Genomic DNA, 18,929 nt, shown 5'->3' with positions numbered 1-18,929 from the left:
CCGGGCCCGCCAGCGGTACGACGGGGAGATCGACACGACTTACCAGTCGGTAACCCATGCGGTTCTCCCCGTCGTACCGGACTCCTACGCCTCGACCAGGCCCGGCTTGCCGGCCTCGGTGAAGAACCGGCCACCCACCGTCAGCGGCGCGCCGGGAGTGCTGACCTGGGCGACGTTCTTGTAGGTGATCTCCGCGCCGTCGGCATTCAGCGAGACGGTCGTGTAGCCACGGAGGCCGTTGTAGAACTTCATGTGCGGGTTGCGCTCCAGGTAGGCGGCCCAGTTGGCGGGACGCTCGGCGCCGTTGCCGCCCGAGGTGATCGAGCTGGTGACGACCTCGGTCCCGATCACCGGAGACGACAGGTCGTCGAAGTCGTCGTGGATGTTCAGCCCGTAGTGGACGTGTACGTCGCCGGTCAGCACCATCAGGTTCGACTGCCCCGACGCCTTCCAGCCATCGAGGACCCGTCGGCGAGACGCCGGGTAGCCGTCCCAGGAGTCCATCGAGCGCGTGCCGGAGCCGTTGGGGTTGTCGCGGCGGGCGAAGGTGACCTGCTGCGGGACGATGTTCCAGGTCGCCTTGGAGCGACGCCAGCCGTCGGTCAGCCACCTCTCCTGCTCGAGGCCCGGAAGGGTCATCGACTCGGCCTCGGACTCAGCCGTCGGCACCTTCCAGCCGTCGCCGTTGGCCTGGTTGGTGCGGTACTGGCGGGTGTCGAGGATGTCGAACTGCGCCAGCCGGCCCCACTTCAGCCGCCGGTACAGCTTGAGGTCCGGACCGGTCGGCTGCTGCGGAAGACGCAGCGGCTGGTTCTCCCAGTAGGCGCGGTAGGCGGCGGCACGACGCACCAGGAACTCCTCCGGCGGCACCGAGTTCTCCGGGTTGTCGCCGGCGTAGTTGTTCTCGGTCTCGTGGTCGTCCCAGGTGACGATGAACGGGTGCGCCAGGTGCGCGGCGATCTGGTCCGGGTCGGACTTGTAGAGCCCGTAGCGTGCCCGGTAGTCGTCCAGCGTCACGGTCTCGTGGTTGAGGTGCGCGGGCAGCGGCTCGCTGTAGGCCCGCGCGCCGGCGGAGGCGTTCACGGCGTACTCGTAGAGGTAGTCACCCAGGTGGAAGACCGCGTCCACGTCCTCGTTGGCGAGATGCCCGTACGCGGTGTAGTAGCCCTGGTCGTAGCGCTGGCACGAGGCGAGGGCGAAGGTCAGCGATGACACCGCAGCCCCCACCGGCGGTGCGGTCCGGGTCCGCCCGACCGGGCTGATCCACTGGCCGACCCGGAAGCGGTAGAAGTACTCGGTCGCCGCGTCCAGGCCGCGGACCTCGGCGTGCACGGCGTGGTTGAACTCGCTGTGCGCGGCGGCGACCCCGCGGCGTACGACGCGCCTGAAGGCCGAGTCGCGGGCCACCTCCCAGGAGACATCGAAACGTGAGGGTGGCATCCCGCCGGTCGGCTCCAGCGGGAGCGGCGCGAGCCGGGTCCACAGCAGCACCGAGTCGGACAGCGGGTCTCCGGAGGCGACCGCGAGGGTGAACGGGTCGGAGGTGATCGCCGATGGCGAGGCGGCGGGGGAGGCGAAGGCGCCGGTACGCGGCAGGCCGGTGGTGAAGGCCAGCGCAGTCGCGGCGGCCGAGACGGTCAGGAAGCGGCGGCGGTCGAGGCCCCGAAGGGCGCCGCGGAGATCAGGAGTGTTGCTGGGGGCAGGCATGGACGTGCTCCTGTCGATATGGGGGTTATCGACAACAGCGAAGCGGTGCCCGGTGAAGGACTCGTGAAGTGCGGGGGAGGGGTGGGCTACGGCTTGGTGCCCACGTGCACCGGGCACCCGGGCGCGAAGGTGCCGAGCTCCTCGGTGTTGAAGCCGTGCGGGTAGCTCTTGATGCGGGGCATGTCGCGGACGTACGCCGGCTTCTTTCGCGGCGGCAGCACGGCGACGAAGCGCGCCCGCGCCTTCAGCGCCCCACGAGATAGCGCCCGCGCGAGACGCCCGGGCTCGGGGTAGCCGAACGCCTCGAGCAGATGTGGCTCCATCAGCGACAGCGAGAAGGTCCGGATGAGCGGCGCCAGCGGGCGCGGGTAGAAGGTCGTCAGCAGCTCGAGCGTCGAGTCGGCGACGGCGCGGCCGCCTTCGTCGAACCCGAAGTGCTCGGCCTCGTAGGAGTCGAGGAGCTGCTCGAACTCCTCGTAGGTCGCCGGGATGTCCTTGATCCCCATCCGCTTCCCGAGCGCCTGGTAGTAGCGCAGCGCCGCGAGCTGCTCGTCGGGGGTCGACTGCCGCCAGCCGAAGTCCTGGTTCCAGCGTCGCGGGATCACCACGAACGTGGAGAGGACGTAGCGCATGTCGTCGTTCGAGATGTCGTACATCCGGTGCATCTGGTTGATCCGCCGCACCGCGGCCCGGCCGCGGGGACTGTCCAGGTCCTCGATCGCCGTGTCCTCCAGCAGCAGCGCGGTGTCGTCGTAGCGCTTCTGGGTGTTCTCGGTGAACTGGTGCGTGTCGGCCAGCAGTCGGCCGATCGAGGGCACCGCGTACGTCCGGAACAGGGCGAAGCTCAATGCCTGAGTCGTGTCCCAGGGGAACTCGTAGAGTCCCAGGCTCCTCGAGATCTCCTGATAGTCGGTCTCCGGGTCCAGCCCTGCTGTGCGCGACTTCTTGGCCATGACGCCTCCTCGCTCGATACATAACTGTATCGTTTTTCTGCCTCCCTGGGGTGGCTCTCCCCGTACTGTCTTCGGCATGGAGAAGTCGGGAACGCAGACACCGCTGTCCCTTGCTGCCGCCGAGGCAGTCCGAACGTACGCCGCCACCGCCCGCTCCGCTCTCGATTCCGCCGAGTCCCCGGTGATCTCGTACGCAGGTCTGTGGCTGCTCCTCGCCTCGTTGGCGCCCGCCGCGGAGACCGAGACGGACGAGGTCCTGGGCCTGAACCGGGCCGACGCGCGAGCCGCAGCGCTGGCGCTGCTGGAGGCGCCGCACCCCACGATCGGCGCCGCGGTCGCCGGCTGGCTGCGCCCGGGGGTCGAGCTGACGAAAGCTCTGCCGGTCATGCTCGACCCGCTCCCGGAGCAGGCCGGGCTCGACGCGTGGGCTGACGAACACACCCGCGGGCTGATCACGGAGTTCCCGCTGGAGATCGACTCCTCGACCCTTCTTGTCTTCGCCTCTGCGCTGGTGGTGACACCGCGCTGGAGCGAGCCCCTCGACGACGACGGAGACGGGTTGCTGCTGCTCGAGGGCGGATTCCAGGCGGTCGTGGAGACCGAGGCCGCCGGCCCGGTCGCGGTCGCCTGCCCGTCGAGCGAGGACGGCATCTCGGTCTACTCCGTGGTCGCCGCCGACGGAGTATCGGCAGCCGACGTGTGGCTGGCCGCCGACGAGGTCGTCCGGAGGATCGACTCGGGCGAGGTGCGCAACCGCACCTTCGAGCCGGGGACCGATGCCGCGGGCGGCCACGCCTGGGCGGTAGAGGAGGTTACCGTCTTCGGCGGCGCTCCCGCTGACCGCTGGCGCAGCCATCTTCCGGAGTGGAGTGCTGAAGACCGTCACGATCTGGACGCCGCACCGGGAGTGGCCGAGATCGCCCGCGGAGTGATGGCTGCCGTCGAGAAGGAGTCGGAGGCTGCCTGTGTGCAGAAGGCGGTCGCCTCCTACGACCGCGAGGGCTTCGAGGCGGCCGCGGTGACCGGAATGATGGTGCGGGCAGGCGGCGCGCCCCGCGAGACGACGGTGCGGCAGATCGATCTGAGGTTCGACCGGCCGCACGCTGTGGTGGCGGTGGCGCGCGGGGGAGCCTGGGAGGGTATCCCGCTCTTCAGCTCCTGGGTGACCCCGGCATAATTTCCGCTATGGATCAGCTTCCCCCGATCGCCGGCCGTTACCGGCTCCTCACTCTGCTCGGAGCCGGCGGTATGGGAGAGGTCTGGCGCGCGCGTGACACGGTCCTCGACCGCGACGTCGCGGTGAAGCTGCTGCGCGACGTGGACGACCCCACGATGGCCGAGCGATTCCGTCGGGAATCGCACTCGACGGCCCGCGTCGTCCACGACGACGTGGTCAAGATCTTCGACGCGGGCAGCGACGACAACGACGTCTTCCTGGTCATGGAGCTGCTGCCCGGGCCGACCCTGGCCGAGCCGATCGCGCAGCGCGGCGCGTTGCCGATCGACATGGCCGTCGAATACACCCGTCAGGTCGCGGGCGCCCTCGGTGCCGCGCATCGGGCCGATGTGGTGCACCGTGACATCAAGCCGGCGAACCTGATGTTCGACGCTGACGGCCGGCTGACCGTCCTCGACTTCGGCATCGCGTACGCCATGACCGGGGTCGACGCCGGCCTGACCCAGACGGGCCATGTGATCGGGAGCCCGTCCTACCTCTCGCCCGAGCAGGCCTCCGGTGATCCCGTCGGTCCGCCGGCCGACGTCTACTCGCTGGGCTGCGTGCTCTTCGAGATGCTGACCGGGAAGGTGCCCTACTCCGCCCCGCACCCGGTCAGGATCCTGCACATGCACCTGAGCGAGCCGGTGCCGCGGATCACCGACTTCCGGGCAGTCCCGCCGCCGCTGGCGCGCCTGGTCAACCGGATGCTCGACAAGAACCCGGCCGCCCGGCCCTCGATGGACCAGGTAGCGCACGAGCTCGGCTACGTGCTCAACGGCGCCGACCCCGACGCCACCGACCTGCTGTCCGCCGGGCAGGCGCCGCGGCCGACCCAGGCGATGGCGCAGCGACGGCTCGACGAGCCGATGGCGCTGCCCAACTCCCGCACCGGCGTCATGCGCGGCCCCGACACCCCGCCTCCCGTACGCGCGCCCCGCCCGGCCTCGCTCCGGAAGTTCCCCACCAGCCGCCTCCTCGGTGCGGTGGCGATCGTGATCGCCTGCGTCTTCGCCGCCTCCTGGCTGGCCGCGTACGAACCCGCACCTGCCGAGGCCGACCAGCCGTCCCAGAGCTCCGACAACGCCAACGGCTCGGACAACACCGACCGCAGCTCCGACAACTCCTCCGGCTCTGACGACTCCGGCAACTCCGACAACTCCGCCGACAAGCCCACCGACAAGTCGGACAACAAGACCCTCAACCGCCTCGACAAGCTCGACCGCTGGCGCGAGAACCTGGAAACCTGGAACATCATCGACGCCGGCCAATCCCAGGAGTGGGAAGACCAGATCGACCAGATCCGAGACCTCGTCGAGACGGGTGAGAACGCCAAGCGCGAGATGGAACAGCTCCGCGACGAGTTCAAGGGCATCCGTGAAGGCGAAGGCCAGAACGGCGAGAAGATCCTCGACGGGCTGCTCAAGCAGAGCTAGCGGTCGCGGTGGGGGCATCCGTCGCTGTGCTGACATGTCGGCGGCGGACTGAAAACCCCTGCGCGGTGCTGTGGCGCCTGGGCTGGTGGCCGCCGACCCTGTATTGGATGGTGTTCACGCCGGTTCCCGGAGTCAAGGACGGCCTTCGGCCGCCGGCTTCGCCGGTCGCCTGCGGCGATCCTTGACACCGTGATCCGGCGAGAAATTTGGCTGGCTATCGGATCGGCGGCGGGGTCTGGCGCAGCGGTTTCGGGTGGGCACGGGTCTGGGGGTCGTGGCAGGTGTGCTGCTGGTGCGAGGGGACCCGGGGCGTCGGTTCCTACGCCAGTGGGCAAGACCTTGTGAATCGATCACAAGGCCGCCTGAACCGGTGGACAACCCGCAGGACGGGGTTTCCCCATTCCTCCGCACTGTCCCCCACTACCGCGGAGCTTCCCAACTCTCCGGAGCGTGGGGGAACCTCCGTGGGAGTGGGGAAGGTCTGCACGCGTGGGGAAGGATCAGGACGCGCGGAGAAGAACGCGCCGATCGAGGGGGAACATCAGGCCGCACGGGCAGGCGGGCTCCAGGAGTCAGGGCCGAGGAGTGCGGTCGCAATTGGTCGACGGCAGGCGAGCGCGCGTCCTTCCACGCTCCGGCGTCCAGCGTCGACGAGATCTGGACCGTTGACGCTATGCCACACTCTCCGTGCACGTCGAGTGGTCAAGCGGGTCGCCCTGGCCCGGGGCAGGCGAAGGTGCCCGCGCATAGGCGGGTCTTGGCGGGATGGCCGTGGCGGTGTGGTCTCGACTTGCCGGTTTAGGACCGTCGGGCGAACCGGACCGTGCCGTCGGGCAACCGCTCATGAACATAGGCAGGGTTGTGCGCCAGACGATGATGGTGCGGACAGAGCAATACCCCGTCCTTCAGATCCGTCTTCCCGCCAGCAGCCCAGGGTTCTAGATGGATGCTCCTATGCATGTCAAGCGGCGGGTTCGTGCTCTGCGGCTGGTTTGTTGAGGTCTGTCAGGAGAGCGCGGTAGAGCTCGCGGACGGCCGCGCGCTTGAGGCATCGGATGATCTCGCTTTTGGTCTTTCCTTCGGCGGTGCGGCGGGTGACGTAGGCCTTGGTGGGTTCGTGCCATCGGAGCCGGTTGATGATGATCATGTGAATCGCGGAGTTGGCTCTCCGGTCGCCGCCGCGGTGGAGTCGATGCCGGGTTGTGTTGCCGCTGCTGGCTGGGATCGGGGCGACACCGCAGAGGCGTGCGAGTGAGGCCTCGGTTGAGATCCTGTCGCGGTTCTCTCCTGCGGTGGTCAGGAGTTGCGCAGCTGCTTCAGGTCCGGCGCCGAAGACCTGGAGCAGGGCGGGCGCTGCGTGTTGAACGAGTTCTGTGAGTTGCTGGTTGGCTTCCTCGATCTCTTCATCGAGAGCTTGAACGCGCCGTGCGAGTCGGCGCAGCATCGTCTTGGCGATGACTGTCAGCTCCCCGGACTGGGTTGAGGTCGTTGGTCGCAGGCGTAAGCAGCGGGCAACCAGTGCGGCGCGGTTGAGCCCTCGCAGCTGTTCGCGCAGTGGTTCGGGAGCGGAGTAGATCAGGCCGTGCATCTGGTTGATCGCGGCCTTGCGTGCTTTCGAGGCGCTGCGCCTGGTGGTTTGGATCATTCGGATCGCTTCTACGTTCCCGTTGCGTGTCTTGGGGACCGTGGTGGCCATGCCGGCCAGCACGGCGCGCGCAGCATTGATCGCGTCTAGAGGGTCCGACTTGCCCTGCAGATACCGGGCCTGACGGTTCGCGCGGACGACCTCGATGACGACCACGTCGCGGCTGGTGAGGTACCGGGTGAGCCCTGCTCCGTAAGACCCGGTTCCCTCGACCCCGACCGCTTCGACCCTCCCGTACCGCTGCAGCCACTTGAGGGCTTGGGCGTAGCCCTTCGCAGTTGCTGGGAACTCGCTGTCGCCCAGCAACTTCCCTGTTCGCGCGTCGAGCGCAGCGCAGTGGTGAGTGGCGCCGTGGGTATCGACGCCGCCGATCACCTCGCGATCCTCGCTTCGATTCGTCATGCTGGTGATGCCGTCCTCTCCTCGTCGGGTGGATGGACAGACCACCGGCATCGCCAGGGCGGACAACACAGAGATGGGCGTGTTCCTAGCAGGCTCCTATCAAGTCACGCCCAGCGTGCCGGTGGTCTGACAGCACGCCACCTCGTGCAACGGTCGACCAATCCATTTCAGGACAGGCGCGCTTCATGCTCGCGCCGTCAATGAGCGCTCAGAGTCAGGCCGCCACACGAGATGACGCACCGACATCCTCTCTGTGGGCGTCGCACCATTCCGGTGGCATGTCGCAGCCTTCGGCTTGGCAGCACTTCTGCTGCAACCGGAGTGCTTTGCGTTGGATCGGCACGAAGAACCTGCTGGCCCGGCCGGCGTCAAGGACTTCGCTGTCGCCGCCGAGGACCCAGGGGATGATGGTGGCGTTGCACGCCATCCGCCGGGCCTCAGCAGCGGTGATGGTGGTCCCGTTGGTCTCGTCGTAGCCGAGGGTCGCGGTGCCGAGCTCTTTGCGGAGCTCCTCGAGCGAGATCACCACATTCACGACCGTGGCGTCGCCACCGTGTCGGGGCAGCACATTCGGGTCGATGGTCTCGATCAGGCGGGCGAAGCCTTGTCCCATCATCCGCTCCCACGGCGGGAGCGGGGCGCCTTTGTCGACCAGCTGCTGCTTGCGGGGTTGGGCGTAGGCCTCGACCAGCCGTTTGAAGCGCATCCCGATCGAAACAGGGAGGACACCGTCGAAGCCGATGGTGCCGTCGTGGTTGTCCCAGACCCGCAGGGCGGTCTTCTGCTGGGCGCGTTCCTCTTCGGCGAGGAGTGCTTTGGCTTCGGCTGCCTCGAACCGGGCGGGGTCGACCTCGAGCAGGATCCGTTTGCCGACGACCCGCAGTTCCTTGGCTGTGAACTGGGTGGCGTACTCGACCAGCAGCTTCTCAGCGAGAACCAGGTCCTCACCAGTGGCGATCGGGTCGGCGTCGACCTTGTCCAGGGCCTTGGTGATCACCCGGGCTTTCGCCTCGGAGACGATGCCCTCAGCGAGGCCGGCGGCGACCAGCTCGTACTTCGTCACCGCGTTGGCGAGCTTGATCTGCGATCGCGCGGCACCTTTGTCGACGAGCAGTTCGGCGCGCATCCAGGCGGAGGCGTCTTTGTCGCCGGTCTCTGCGGCGATGTCACCGGAGGCAGCGAGGACCCGCAGCGTCAACGCCGCTTGTTGGGCTTGGAGCTTCTCCACCTTGGCCAGGAAGTCTTTCTTCTGGCTGGTGTGCCAGTAGGTCGGGTCCATCGCATGGAGCTGTTGGAGGGAGGTTTCGATGGCAGCAAGAGCCGACGAGACGAGGTCTCCAGGGTTGGTGTCCCAGTGGTCGATGCTCATCGCTGTCACCTCCCTTCAAAGGTGTGTCGTAGTGCCTCCGATTCTACTCCGACCCGGCCTTCGTGAACACCTATTTGTGCAGGTCAAGCGATGTTTTCGCGGTCAGCGAACGGCGTCATACCTGTGGATGGTAGGTGGCTCGAAGGGCCGCCCTCCTGCCCGTTCAACAGCACCGTTCTGAAGCAAGATTGCGCTGCGCCACACCCGGGCCGCCGCCCCGATAGCCAGCCAAATTTTTTCTCGACGTGGTCCGGTGTCAAGGACCGCGAAGCGGCCGGCGGAGCCGGCGCCCGGAGGGCGTCCTTGACTCCGGGGCAGGTCGAGAAGACCCTCGAAGTCGGGTCGGCGGCCCTGTCCGGCCTTGGGGTGGGACGTTCCGGCAGGGAACTGTGTTGGTCTCGACACGCCTCCGCCTAGCGGCTCCGGCGGCTCGACCAGCGGGGGCGAGGGGGTCTCGACAAGCTCGACCAGCGGGGTGAGGTCTCGACGAGTTCGACCAGCGGGGTGAGGTCTCGACGAGTTCGACCAGCGGGGTGAGGTCTCGACGAGTTCGACCAGCGGGGTGAGGTCTCGACGAGCTCGACCAGCGGGGTGAGGTCTCGACAAGCCGACCACCGGGTGGCGAAGTCACCCGAAACAGATGCGCACCACACACTCAAAGGTGCAGACTTCGCGCAACCCGAACGAAGGATGCGCCGATGACCCGACTCCAGCTTGCCCGGGCAGCCGTCTTCGTCGCGTTCGCGATCCAGGGCCTGACCTTCGCCTCGCTGATCACCAGGCTGGAGTCGATCGCGACAAAGCTCGACCTGAGCGCCGGTGACGTGTTCGTCGTGCTCGGAGTCACCACCGCGATCGGGGCGGTCGGCAGCGTCACCGCCGGCCATCTCGCCACCAGGGTCGGCAGCGCGGCGACTCTCTCGCTGATGCTCGGCGGGGCCTCGCTGGCCGCGGTGGCGCCGGCGTTCGCGCCGACGATGGGGACGCTGCTGCTCCTCAACGGCGTCTACGGCTTCTTCCTCGGCGGCGTCGACGCCTCGATGAACATGCAGGGCACGGCCACCCAGGACGCGTACGGCCGCCCGCTGATGAACGGCTTCCATGCGATGTGGAGCGCGGCGGCCGTCCTCGGCGCCGTCTACGCGACCGTGACGATCGCCCTCGGCGTACCTCTTGGTCTGGACATGGTCCCGATCGCCGTCATCGGCCTGGTCGCCAACGCGGCCACGTTCCGGCTCCTGCTCCCGCCGGAGGCGGTGGACGCTGCGGAGAGACGGACCAGCAGTACGCGACGACCGAGGCCCAGGCTGCCGTTGCTGCCCCTCCTCCTGGTCGCGGTGCCGACGTTCGCGATGTGGTTCGTCGACTCCGCGGCCTCCGCCTGGGGCGGGATCTATGTCGTCGACGGCCTGGGTGCCGCGGCGGCGGTCGCGCCGGCGATCTACGCCGCGTACCAGCTGGTGCTCCTGGCTGTACGTCTCCCCGGTGACCGCCTCGTCGCCCGCTTCGGCGCGGAGCGGGTGATCCGGATCGGCGGCGTCATCGGCGTCGGCGCGCTCGTGCTGATCGTCGCCGCCCCGCACTGGAGCGTGGCGGCGGTCGGATTCGCCATCCTCGGTGGCAGCCTGGCGCTGGTCCCGCCGCAGTCGTTCGTCGCCGCCGCCCACATCTCCCCGGACAACGCCGAGGAGGCGATCGCCCGCGTCAACCTCGCCAACTATGCCGGCTATCTCGCCGCCGCCTCGCTGATCGCCGCTGTCGCCGAGGTCTTCGGCGAACGCTCGATGTTCGTCATCCCGCTCGCCGTCGCCGTCCTGATCCCGCTGATGGCCGGCCGCTTCGCCACCCGACCAGCTCTGGACCCCGTGAAGACCGGTTGAGACGCCAGAAATTCTCTTCCCGTTTCTTGACTCATTCAAGATTTCGCGTAGGCTCTGGGGTGTGGGGAACGCGGACTATGAGCAGCTGCTGAGAGGTGCCTCCCTGCGCGTCACTCGCCCGCGAGTGGCCGTTCTGGGAGCTGTCGCCGAGAACGCGCACGCCGACACCGAGACCATTCTCGGCGCGGTGCGCGAACGGCTTCCGGACGTGTCTCATCAAGCTGTCTACGACTCCCTCGCCGCCCTGTCGGCGGCCGGGATCGTTCGCCGCATCCAGCCCTCCGGCTCGGTGGCTCGTTACGAGACCCGGGTCGGGGACAACCACCACCACGTGGTCTGCCGTTCCTGCGGGAACATCGCCGACGTCGACTGCGCCGTCGGCCATACGCCCTGCTTGACGGCGTCGGACGACAACGGCTTCGTCGTCGACGAGGCCGAGGTCATCTACTGGGGCACCTGTCCGCAGTGCCAGGCCGCCCAGCGCAGCAAGTGATCCGAACAAGAAGGATTGGAACCTGATGTCAGAAGAGTCCGTGAGCAAGTGCCCGGTCATGAACGCCGGCCGCGTTCACCCGACCGTCGGCAGCGCCAACCAGGAATGGTGGCCCAACAAGCTCAACCTGAAGATCTTGGCCAAGCATCACCCCGCGGCCAACCCGGTCGACCCCGACTTCGACTACAAGACGGCCTTCGAGGCCCTCGACCTGAACGCCGTCAAGGCTGACATCGCCGCGGTCCTGACGGACTCCAAGGACTGGTGGCCGGCCGACTTCGGCAACTATGGCCCGTTCATGATCCGCCTGGCGTGGCACGCCTCGGGCACCTACCGCAGCCACGACGGCCGCGGTGGCGCCGGCAGCGGTCAGCAGCGCTTCGCGCCGCTCAACTCCTGGCCCGACAACGTCTCCCTCGACAAGGGCCGCCGTCTGCTGTGGCCGGTCAAGGCCAAGTACGGTCAGTCGCTCTCCTGGGCCGACCTGTTCGTGCTGGTCGGCAACGTCGCGCTGGAGACCATGGGTCTGAAGACCTTCGGCTTCTCCGGCGGTCGCGAGGACGTGTGGGAAGCCGACGACGACGTCTACTGGGGCCCGGAGAAGGTCTGGCTCGACGACGAGCGCTACTCCGGCGACCGTGACCTGCAGGCGCCGCTGGCCGCCGTCCAGATGGGTCTGATCTACGTCAACCCGGAGGGCCCGAACGGCGAGCCCGACCCGATGAAGTCCGCGGTGGACATCAAGGAGACCTTCCGCCGGATGGGGATGAGCTCGGAGGAGACCGTCGCGCTGATCGCCGGTGGCCACACCTTCGGCAAGACCCACGGCGCCCACCCCGACGACCTGATCGGCCCCGACCCGGAGGCCGCGCCGCTGGAGAACCAGGGCCTCGGCTGGAAGAACGGCCACGGCACCGGTGCCGGCCCCGACACGGTCACCTCGGGCCTCGAGGTCACCTGGACCTACCACCCGACCCGGTGGGACAACGAGTTCTTCCACATCCTCTACGCCTACGACTGGGAGCTCACCGAGTCCCCGGCCGGCGCCAAGCAGTGGAAGCCGAAGAACAACGGCGGTGCCGACCTGGTGCCCGAGGCACACGGTGAGGGCAAGCGTGAGCCGCGCATGCTCACCTCCGACCTCGCCCTGCGCGTGGACCCGGAGTTCGGCGAGATCTCGCGCCGCTTCAAGGACGACCAGGCCCTGTTCGCCGACGCCTTCGCCCGCGCGTGGTTCAAGCTGACCCACCGCGACATGGGCCCGAAGAGCCGCTACGCCGGCGCCGAGGTCCCGGCCGAGGACCTCGACTGGCAGGACCCGCTCCCGACCGGTTCGGCAGCGACCGACGACGCCGCGATCGCGGCTGCCAAGAAGGCGATCGCCGAGTCCGGTCTGACCGCTCAGCAGCTCGTCTCCACCGCTTGGAAGGCTGCGGCCACCTACCGCAGCTCGGACAAGCGCGGTGGCGCCAACGGTGGCCGGATCCGCCTCGAGCCCCAGGTCTCCTGGAAGGTCAACCAGCCCGACGAGCTCAAGCCGGTCATCGCGGCCTACGAGCAGATCGCGGCCGAGACCGGGGTCTCCTTCGCCGACGTACTCGTCCTCGCCGGTGGCGTGGGTGTCGAGCAGGCCGCGAAGGCCGCCGGCTACGAGGTGACCGTGCCGTTCACGGCCGGTCGCGTCGACGCCACCCAGGAGCAGACCTCCGAGGAGAACTTCGCCTGGCTCGAGCCGGTCGCCGACGGCTTCCGCAACTACGACTCCGGGTTCCTGAACCTGCCCTCGGAGTTCCTGTTCATCGACCGCGCCAACCTCCTGAGCCTCTCCGCCCCGGAGGCGACCGTCCTCACCGGCGGCCTGCGCGTGATCGGCAACAACTGGGACGGCTCCGACCTCGGTGTCTTCACCAAGGCCCCGGGCGCGCTGACGAACGACTTCTTCGTCAACCTGCTCGACTACGACCAGCAGTGGACCCCGTCCGCCGACGAGTCGACCTACACCAGCACCAACGGCTGGGTCGGCTCGCGCGTCGACCTGGTCTTCGGTGCCAACTCCGAGCTCCGCGCCATCGCTGAGCTCTACGCCGGCGCCGACGCCAAGGAGAAGTTCGTCAACGACTTCGTCAAGGCGTGGGTCAAGGTCATGGAGAACGACCGCTTCGACCTGAAGCGCTGATCCCCAGGGATCTGAGGCAGTACGCCGCGGCGTACGACTGACGCGGAGGCCGACCTTTCGGGGTCGGCCTCCGTTGTCATACCCGCCCCGGTAGGATCAACGGCCGCCGTCTCGGGCCTCTCGCACCATGCGCGAGGGAATCTGCTGTCTATGTCAGGTGGAGCAATGGAACAACGGAGACCCGAGCCTCCGAAAGGTCCTATCGGTCCGCCGCCGTCGTGGCGGCCGCCTGCCCCTCCAGCCCCTTCGATCCCGACCGGCCAACGGCCTGCCGCGACGGCCAGCCGTCCCGGAGCGCGTCGTGCGGAGCCCAAGCCGTCCTCGGCTCGGGACTGGCTCGCCAGGGCCGAGCCGGCCAAGGTCTGGGCGACCGAGAAGCTGGCAGCGGCCCGGGAGGCGGCGGCCAAGAGGTCGGCATCGGGAAGCTCAGGGTCGAGGAGCCCGCGATCCGCGACCTGGCGGCGCTGGGGCAAGCTTTCGGCCAAGGTGGCTCTGGTCGGTTTTCTGACGCTCGCGCTGATCGGTTCGGTGACGGCGATCGTGGCGTACAACCGGATCTCGGTGCCGGACCCCAACGCGGCGTTCGAGGTCGAGACCTCGTTCGTCTACTACAGCAACGGCAAGACCGAGCTCGGCCGCTACCAGGACGGCGACCAGAACCGGATCAAGCTGGAAGCCGACGAGATCCCCGAGACCGTCAAGCACGCCGTTGTCGCCGCCGAGGACCGTACGTTCTACGAGAACAGCGGCGTCGATGTCAAGGGCATCCTGCGCGCGGCCTTCTCGAACACGACCGAGGGCACCTCGGGTGGCGCGTCGACGATCACCCAGCAGTACGTCAAGAACTACTACCTCAGCTCCGAGCGGTCCTACTCGCGCAAGCTGAAGGAAGCGGTCATCGCGCTGAAGCTGACCAGGCAGAAGAGCAAGGACCAGATCCTCACCGACTACCTCAACACGATCTACTTCAACCGCGGCGCCTACGGCATCGAGGCTGCCGCGAAGGCCTACTTCGCCAAGCCCACGAAGGACCTGTCCTTGCAGGAGACGGCGGCGTTGGCGGCCATCCTCAACAACCCGGCCGGCTTCGACCCCGCCAGCGCGAAGTTCCGGGGCGCGGAGAAGCTGCTCGGTCGCTACCAGTACGTCCTCTCCGGGATGGTCGACCTCGGCTATCTGAAGCAGGCCGACGCCGACAAGGTGAAGGGCGCGCTGCCGAAGTTCCCCGAGAAGACCGTGCCGAGCCGACTGGGCGGCCAGCGCGGTCACGCGCTCACCATGATCAAGGCCGAGCTCCTCGGCCTCACCGACGCCCGGGGCAAGCCGCTGTTCACCGAGGAGAAGATCGACAGCGGTGGCCTGAGGATCACCGCGACGCTCTCGCCGAAGGTGATGAAGGCCTCGGCGAGTGCGGCCAAGACCGTGAAGCCGAAGAACCGGAAGGCGTACGTCAAGGGCGACCCCGAGCAGAAGAACGCACTGCACGTGGCGACCGCGTCCGTCGACGTCGGGTCAGGTGCGCTCCTCGGCTTCTACGGCGGCCAGGACTACCTCGACAGCCAGCACAACTGGGCCGCGACCGGAGGCCACGCCGGGTCGACGATGAAGGTCTTCGCCACCGCCGCTGCGATCGACAAGGGCTACTCGCTGAAGTCGACCTGGGCGGGCGACTCGCCGTTCACGACCTACGCGGGCTCCGAGGTCGTCAACGAGGGCGAGCAGGCCGGGATCGCCGACGGGATGGACTACGGCCGGCACATCACCATGCTCAAGGCGATGGAGCAGTCGGTGAACACGGCCTACATCGACATGACCGAGTCGATGGGAGGCCCCCAGGCGGGTCGCAAGGCGATCTACGACACCGCGGTCGCTGCCGGTCTCGCACCCGCGAAGCCGAACCCGAAGTTTCCGGGCATCCCCAGCACCACCACCGACTTCGACCACAAGACCGACGACCGGATCGCGCTCGGCCGGGCCAACGTCAGCCCGATCAACCTGGCCAACGCCTACGCCACGATCGCCAACGGCGGCTACCGCCACGATGTGCACGTGGTGAAGAAGGTGCGCGACCGCGCCGGCAACGTCCTCTACAGCTGGAACGGCAGGAAGAACGGGCGGCACGCGATCTCCGAGGACGTCGCCGCCGACGTGACCTACGCGATGCAGGGTGTGGTGCAGAGCGGCTCGGGTCAGAAGGCCCAGACCATCGGTCATCCCGTGGCCGGCAAGACCGGCACCGCCACCTGCGGCGAGTCGCAACACGTGTGCACATCGTGGTTCGCCGGGTTCACCCCGCAGGTCGCCACCGCTGTTCGCTACTCGCGCGGCAACGGCGAGGGGAAGCTCGACGGCGGCTGGATGCCGTCCTACTTCGGCGCCGACTATCCCACCGAGACGTGGGCGGCGATCATGGGGAAGGCCATGGAGGGCAAGGACGTCGAGAGCTTCCCCGAGCCTGTCTACGTCGATGGCCAGGATCCCGAGTCCGGTCACGAGGCCCATCTGATCGCTCCGCCTCCGCCGCCGGAGGGGGAAGGTGACGAAGAGGGCGAAGAGGACTGCGACCCCATCGCGGAGTTCTTCGGAGCCTGTGACGGCGGCGACGGTGGCGGCGACGGTGACGAAGGAAACGGAGACGGCTGGGGAGACGGCGGTCGCCCGGGACGAGGTGGCGACTGACGCGCTGACCGTCCGAATCGCGAGACTTGTGTCCGTGTAGCGAGACGGTCGGTTTGCGGGGGCACTGGGTTCTCCGGCACCATCCTCGGCGAAGGTCACGACTGCCAGCGCGAAGCCCCGGCTTGCTGGCGGGCAACCCTCCCACGCGGCGGGGTGCTCCGGGTGACGACCTGGCCCTCGCCGAGGTGGCGTGGGCAAGCGCGTGCTTCGCCGGGCAGCCCTGGGAAGCCATGACCCCGAAGGGTGCCCCCATGTCCCTGCTTCCGCTCGTCGGCTCGAAGACCCAGGTCCCATTGTTGGACGGCGCCACCACGACGTACGCGAACCTCGACGTCGCTGCCTCGGCACCGGCGCTGCGGAGCGTGGTCGACCGGGTCGCCGAGGTCCTGCCCTGGTACGCCTCCGTCCACCGCGGCGCCGGCTACCTGTCCCAGGTCTCGACCGCCCTCTACGAGGAGTCGCGCGCGACCGTCGGCGCCTACGTCGGTGCCCGCGAGGACGATGTCACCGTCATCACCCGAAACACGACCGACGCGGTGAACCTGCTGGCCGGCTGCGTACCCGGCCGCGTGCTCGTCCTCGACATCGAGCACCACGCCAACCTGCTGCCGTGGCACCGCGTCGAGGCGGGCGTGACCGCCGTCGCCGGGCGCGAGACGCTCGCCGGCACGATCGACGCTCTCGCCGGCGAGCTGGCCCGAGGCGGCTACGCCCTGGTCGCGATCACCGGAGCCTCCAACGTCACCGGCGAGGCCCTGCCGGTCGCCGAGATCGTCACCTTGGCTCACGCCCACGGCGCCCGCGTCTTCGTCGATGGAGCCCAGCTGCTCGCCCACCGTCACTTCTCGCTGGCCGCGACCGGTGCCGACTACGTCGCCTTCTCCGGCCACAAGCTCTACGCGCCCTACGGCGCCGGCGCCCTGGTGGGGCGCCGCGACTGGCTCGACGTCGGCACTCCCTACCTCGCCGGGGGAGGGGCGGTCGACGACGTCGAGGTGGGGGAGACGACGTGGCAGCCTGCCCCGGCGCGTCACGAGGGCGGCTCTCCCAACGTCGTCGGCGCGGCCGCACTGGCCGCTGCCTGCACGGCTCTCGGCGGCCTCGATCCCGCCGAGCTGGACCGCCACGAGGCGTCGCTGAGGGGGCGGCTGGAGGCCGGCCTGTCCGCGCTGGACGGGGTCGAGGTCCTGCGACTCTGGCCCGACTCCGACGAGCCCGTCGGGGTCGTGACGTTCACGGTCGACGACATCGAGCCGGGCAGGGTCGCCGCCTATCTCTCGGCCGAGCACGGCCTGGGTGTACGCGACGGCCGATTCTGCGCCCAGCCGCTCCTCAAGCGCCTAGGGCTCAGCGGTGGCGCCGTCCGCGCCAGCATCGGCATCGGGACCGCGGTCGGTGACGTGGACCGGCTGCTGGCCGGCGTACGGTCCCTGCTGGCGGGTGACGTCCGGGGCGACTACGTCGCCGTCGACGGCGCCTGGACGCTCGCCGAGGACCCACGCCCGCTCGTCGGGCCGGTCGGTCTCACCCGGCTCGCCGACACCGCCGGATCGTGCGGAGCGACCGTCTAGAGGGGATGAAACCGCGCGCTCACGGCGTTGAGAAGATGTGAGCGAACGAGTGCATGGCGAGCGGAAGGTACGCGGCGGCAAGCTGGTCGTCGTCGACGCCACCGTCTCCGCGGACAAGATCATCGATGTCGTCCTCTCGGGCGACTTCTTCCTGGAACCCGACGAGGCGCTCGGGTGGTTGACCGCGGCGCTGGAGGGGCAGTCGGCCGACGTGTCCCTCGACCACCTGACCGCGGTCCTCGACACTGCCGCCCGGGATGCTGACCTGGTCGGCTTCGGCACCCGCGACATCGCCCTGACAGTGCTGCGGGCGCTCGGCCGGGCCACGACCTGGGACGACCTCGACCTCGAGATCATGGAGACCGGGCCGCTGCCGCCGCGGATGCAGATGGCCCTCGACGAGGTCATCGTCCGCCAGGTCGCCGAGGGCCGTCGCGCCCCCAGCCTGAGGTTCTGGGACTGGGCCAGCAGCGCGGTCGTGATCGGCAGCTACCAGTCGCTGTCCAACGAGGTCGACGAGGCCGCCGCCGAGCGTCACGGCATCGAGGTCGTACGCCGCGTCTCGGGCGGAGGCGCGATGTTCATCGAGCCGGGCAACACGATCACCTACAGCCTCGCCGTGCCCGACACGCTCGTGGCCGGCATGTCCTTCCAGGACTCCTACGCGTTCCTCGACGAGTGGGTGCTCCGGGGTCTGCGGAGCGTCGGGATCGAGGCCGCCTACGCCGGCCTGAACGACATCGCCTCGCCGGTCGGCAAGATCGCCGGCGCCGCGCAGAAGCGGATCCCGGGCGGGGTCCTGCACCACGTCACGATGGCCTACGACATCGACGCGGACAAGATGCTCGAGGTGCTCCGGATCGGCCGGGAGAAGATGTCCGACAAGGGCACCAGGAGCGCTGCCAAGCGGGTCGACCCGATTCGTTCGCAGACCGGGCTGAGCCGCGAGAAGGTCATCGACGCGCTGCTGGCCGAGTTCGAGCAGAGCTTCGGGGCTGCGTACGTCGGCCTGGATCAGGCCACGATCGACGAGGCGGCAGCGCTGGTCGAGAGCAAGCACGGGACCGCGGCCTGGCGCGCGAGAGTGCCCTAAAAGTTGGACTCCGCTGCTCGGAGCGTTCCTTGGATGAGATGGGGGGGTCCTCATTCACGACCGACATCACGAGCAGCGGAGCGCCGCCAGTTTGGCACGCCCAGATATGGGGTCGCAATAGGTGAAGCCCCCTCTGTGGCTATTTTCTGTCGGTCGATCTGCAGGGTGGAACTCATGGGGTATGGAAAGTGCCTTTCTAGAGGACTTCGACCCTGTCGACGTCGTCGGCTGCGGGGGTAGGGCAGGACTGCGAATGACTATGGCGGCGGTGGTCGGCTACCCTGGGGACATGCAGATGTCTGTCCTGCT

The 18,929-nt window shown here is 68.5% G+C and carries 12 protein-coding genes and 1 riboswitch; of the genes, 8 read left to right on the top strand and 4 right to left on the bottom strand.

Going from position 1 to position 18,929, the window contains the following annotated elements; translation table 11 throughout:
* Window positions 1-84: 84 nt before the first annotated feature.
* The gene (locus tag BJ988_RS17015) at window positions 85-1,707 is read right to left on the bottom strand and encodes an alkaline phosphatase D family protein (protein ID WP_179659072.1); all 1,623 of its coding nucleotides are present in this window, start codon (window positions 1,705-1,707) and stop codon (window positions 85-87) included.
* 86 nt (window positions 1,708-1,793) lie between these two features.
* The gene (locus BJ988_RS17010) at window positions 1,794-2,660 is read right to left on the bottom strand and encodes an oxygenase MpaB family protein (protein ID WP_179659071.1); all 867 of its coding nucleotides are present in this window, start codon (window positions 2,658-2,660) and stop codon (window positions 1,794-1,796) included.
* Between the two features lie 76 nt (window positions 2,661-2,736).
* Here BJ988_RS17010 and BJ988_RS17005 point away from each other — a divergent pair, with 76 nt between their 5' ends.
* Both BJ988_RS17005 and BJ988_RS17000 read left to right on the top strand, forming a co-directional pair.
* On the top strand, window positions 2,737-3,837 hold the full coding sequence (locus BJ988_RS17005) for a hypothetical protein (RefSeq protein WP_179659070.1): 1,101 nt from the start codon (window positions 2,737-2,739) through the stop codon (window positions 3,835-3,837).
* An 8-nt stretch (window positions 3,838-3,845) separates the two neighbouring features.
* Entirely contained in the window at window positions 3,846-5,312 is a 1,467-nt protein-coding gene (locus tag BJ988_RS17000; RefSeq protein ID WP_179659069.1) for a protein kinase domain-containing protein, read from the top strand.
* 961 nt (window positions 5,313-6,273) lie between these two features.
* Here BJ988_RS17000 and BJ988_RS16995 read toward each other — a convergent pair.
* Window positions 6,274-7,359, bottom strand: coding sequence for an IS110 family RNA-guided transposase (locus tag BJ988_RS16995; RefSeq protein WP_179656809.1), 1,086 nt, complete (start codon window positions 7,357-7,359; stop codon window positions 6,274-6,276).
* Window positions 7,360-7,573: 214 nt separating this feature from the next.
* Window positions 7,574-8,728, bottom strand: a complete 1,155-nt coding sequence (locus BJ988_RS16990; protein WP_179659068.1) for a DUF222 domain-containing protein — start codon at window positions 8,726-8,728, stop codon at window positions 7,574-7,576.
* Between the two features lie 698 nt (window positions 8,729-9,426).
* Here BJ988_RS16990 and BJ988_RS16985 point away from each other — a divergent pair.
* The 6 genes from BJ988_RS16985 to lplB all read left to right on the top strand — a co-directional run bounded on the left by BJ988_RS16985 (window position 9,427) and on the right by lplB (window position 18,620).
* On the top strand, window positions 9,427-10,608 hold the full coding sequence (locus BJ988_RS16985; RefSeq protein ID WP_179659067.1) for an MFS transporter: 1,182 nt from the start codon (window positions 9,427-9,429) through the stop codon (window positions 10,606-10,608).
* 61 nt (window positions 10,609-10,669) lie between these two features.
* Window positions 10,670-11,101, top strand: a complete 432-nt coding sequence (locus BJ988_RS16980; RefSeq protein WP_179659066.1) for a transcriptional repressor — start codon at window positions 10,670-10,672, stop codon at window positions 11,099-11,101.
* Between the two features lie 25 nt (window positions 11,102-11,126).
* A complete protein-coding gene (gene katG, locus BJ988_RS16975; RefSeq protein WP_179659065.1) occupies window positions 11,127-13,277 on the top strand; it encodes a catalase/peroxidase HPI in 2,151 nt (716 codons plus the stop codon).
* 165 nt (window positions 13,278-13,442) lie between these two features.
* Window positions 13,443-15,956, top strand: coding sequence for a transglycosylase domain-containing protein (locus BJ988_RS16970; protein WP_246321512.1), 2,514 nt, complete (start codon window positions 13,443-13,445; stop codon window positions 15,954-15,956).
* 93 nt (window positions 15,957-16,049) lie between these two features.
* Window positions 16,050-16,163, top strand: a riboswitch (SAM riboswitch).
* A 44-nt stretch (window positions 16,164-16,207) separates the two neighbouring features.
* Entirely contained in the window at window positions 16,208-17,527 is a 1,320-nt protein-coding gene (locus tag BJ988_RS16965) for an aminotransferase class V-fold PLP-dependent enzyme (RefSeq protein WP_179659064.1), read from the top strand.
* Window positions 17,528-17,564: 37 nt separating this feature from the next.
* A complete protein-coding gene (gene lplB / locus BJ988_RS16960; protein ID WP_343051659.1) occupies window positions 17,565-18,620 on the top strand; it encodes a lipoate-protein ligase small subunit in 1,056 nt (351 codons plus the stop codon).
* Window positions 18,621-18,929 lie beyond the last annotated feature (309 nt).

It is taken from the genome of Nocardioides panzhihuensis (assembly GCF_013408335.1).
In the GTDB taxonomy this organism is placed as follows: Bacteria; Actinomycetota; Actinomycetes; order Propionibacteriales; family Nocardioidaceae; genus Nocardioides; species Nocardioides panzhihuensis.
The sequence above is the reverse complement of the archived record's forward strand: the minus strand, read 5'-3'. Positions and strand labels throughout refer to the sequence as shown.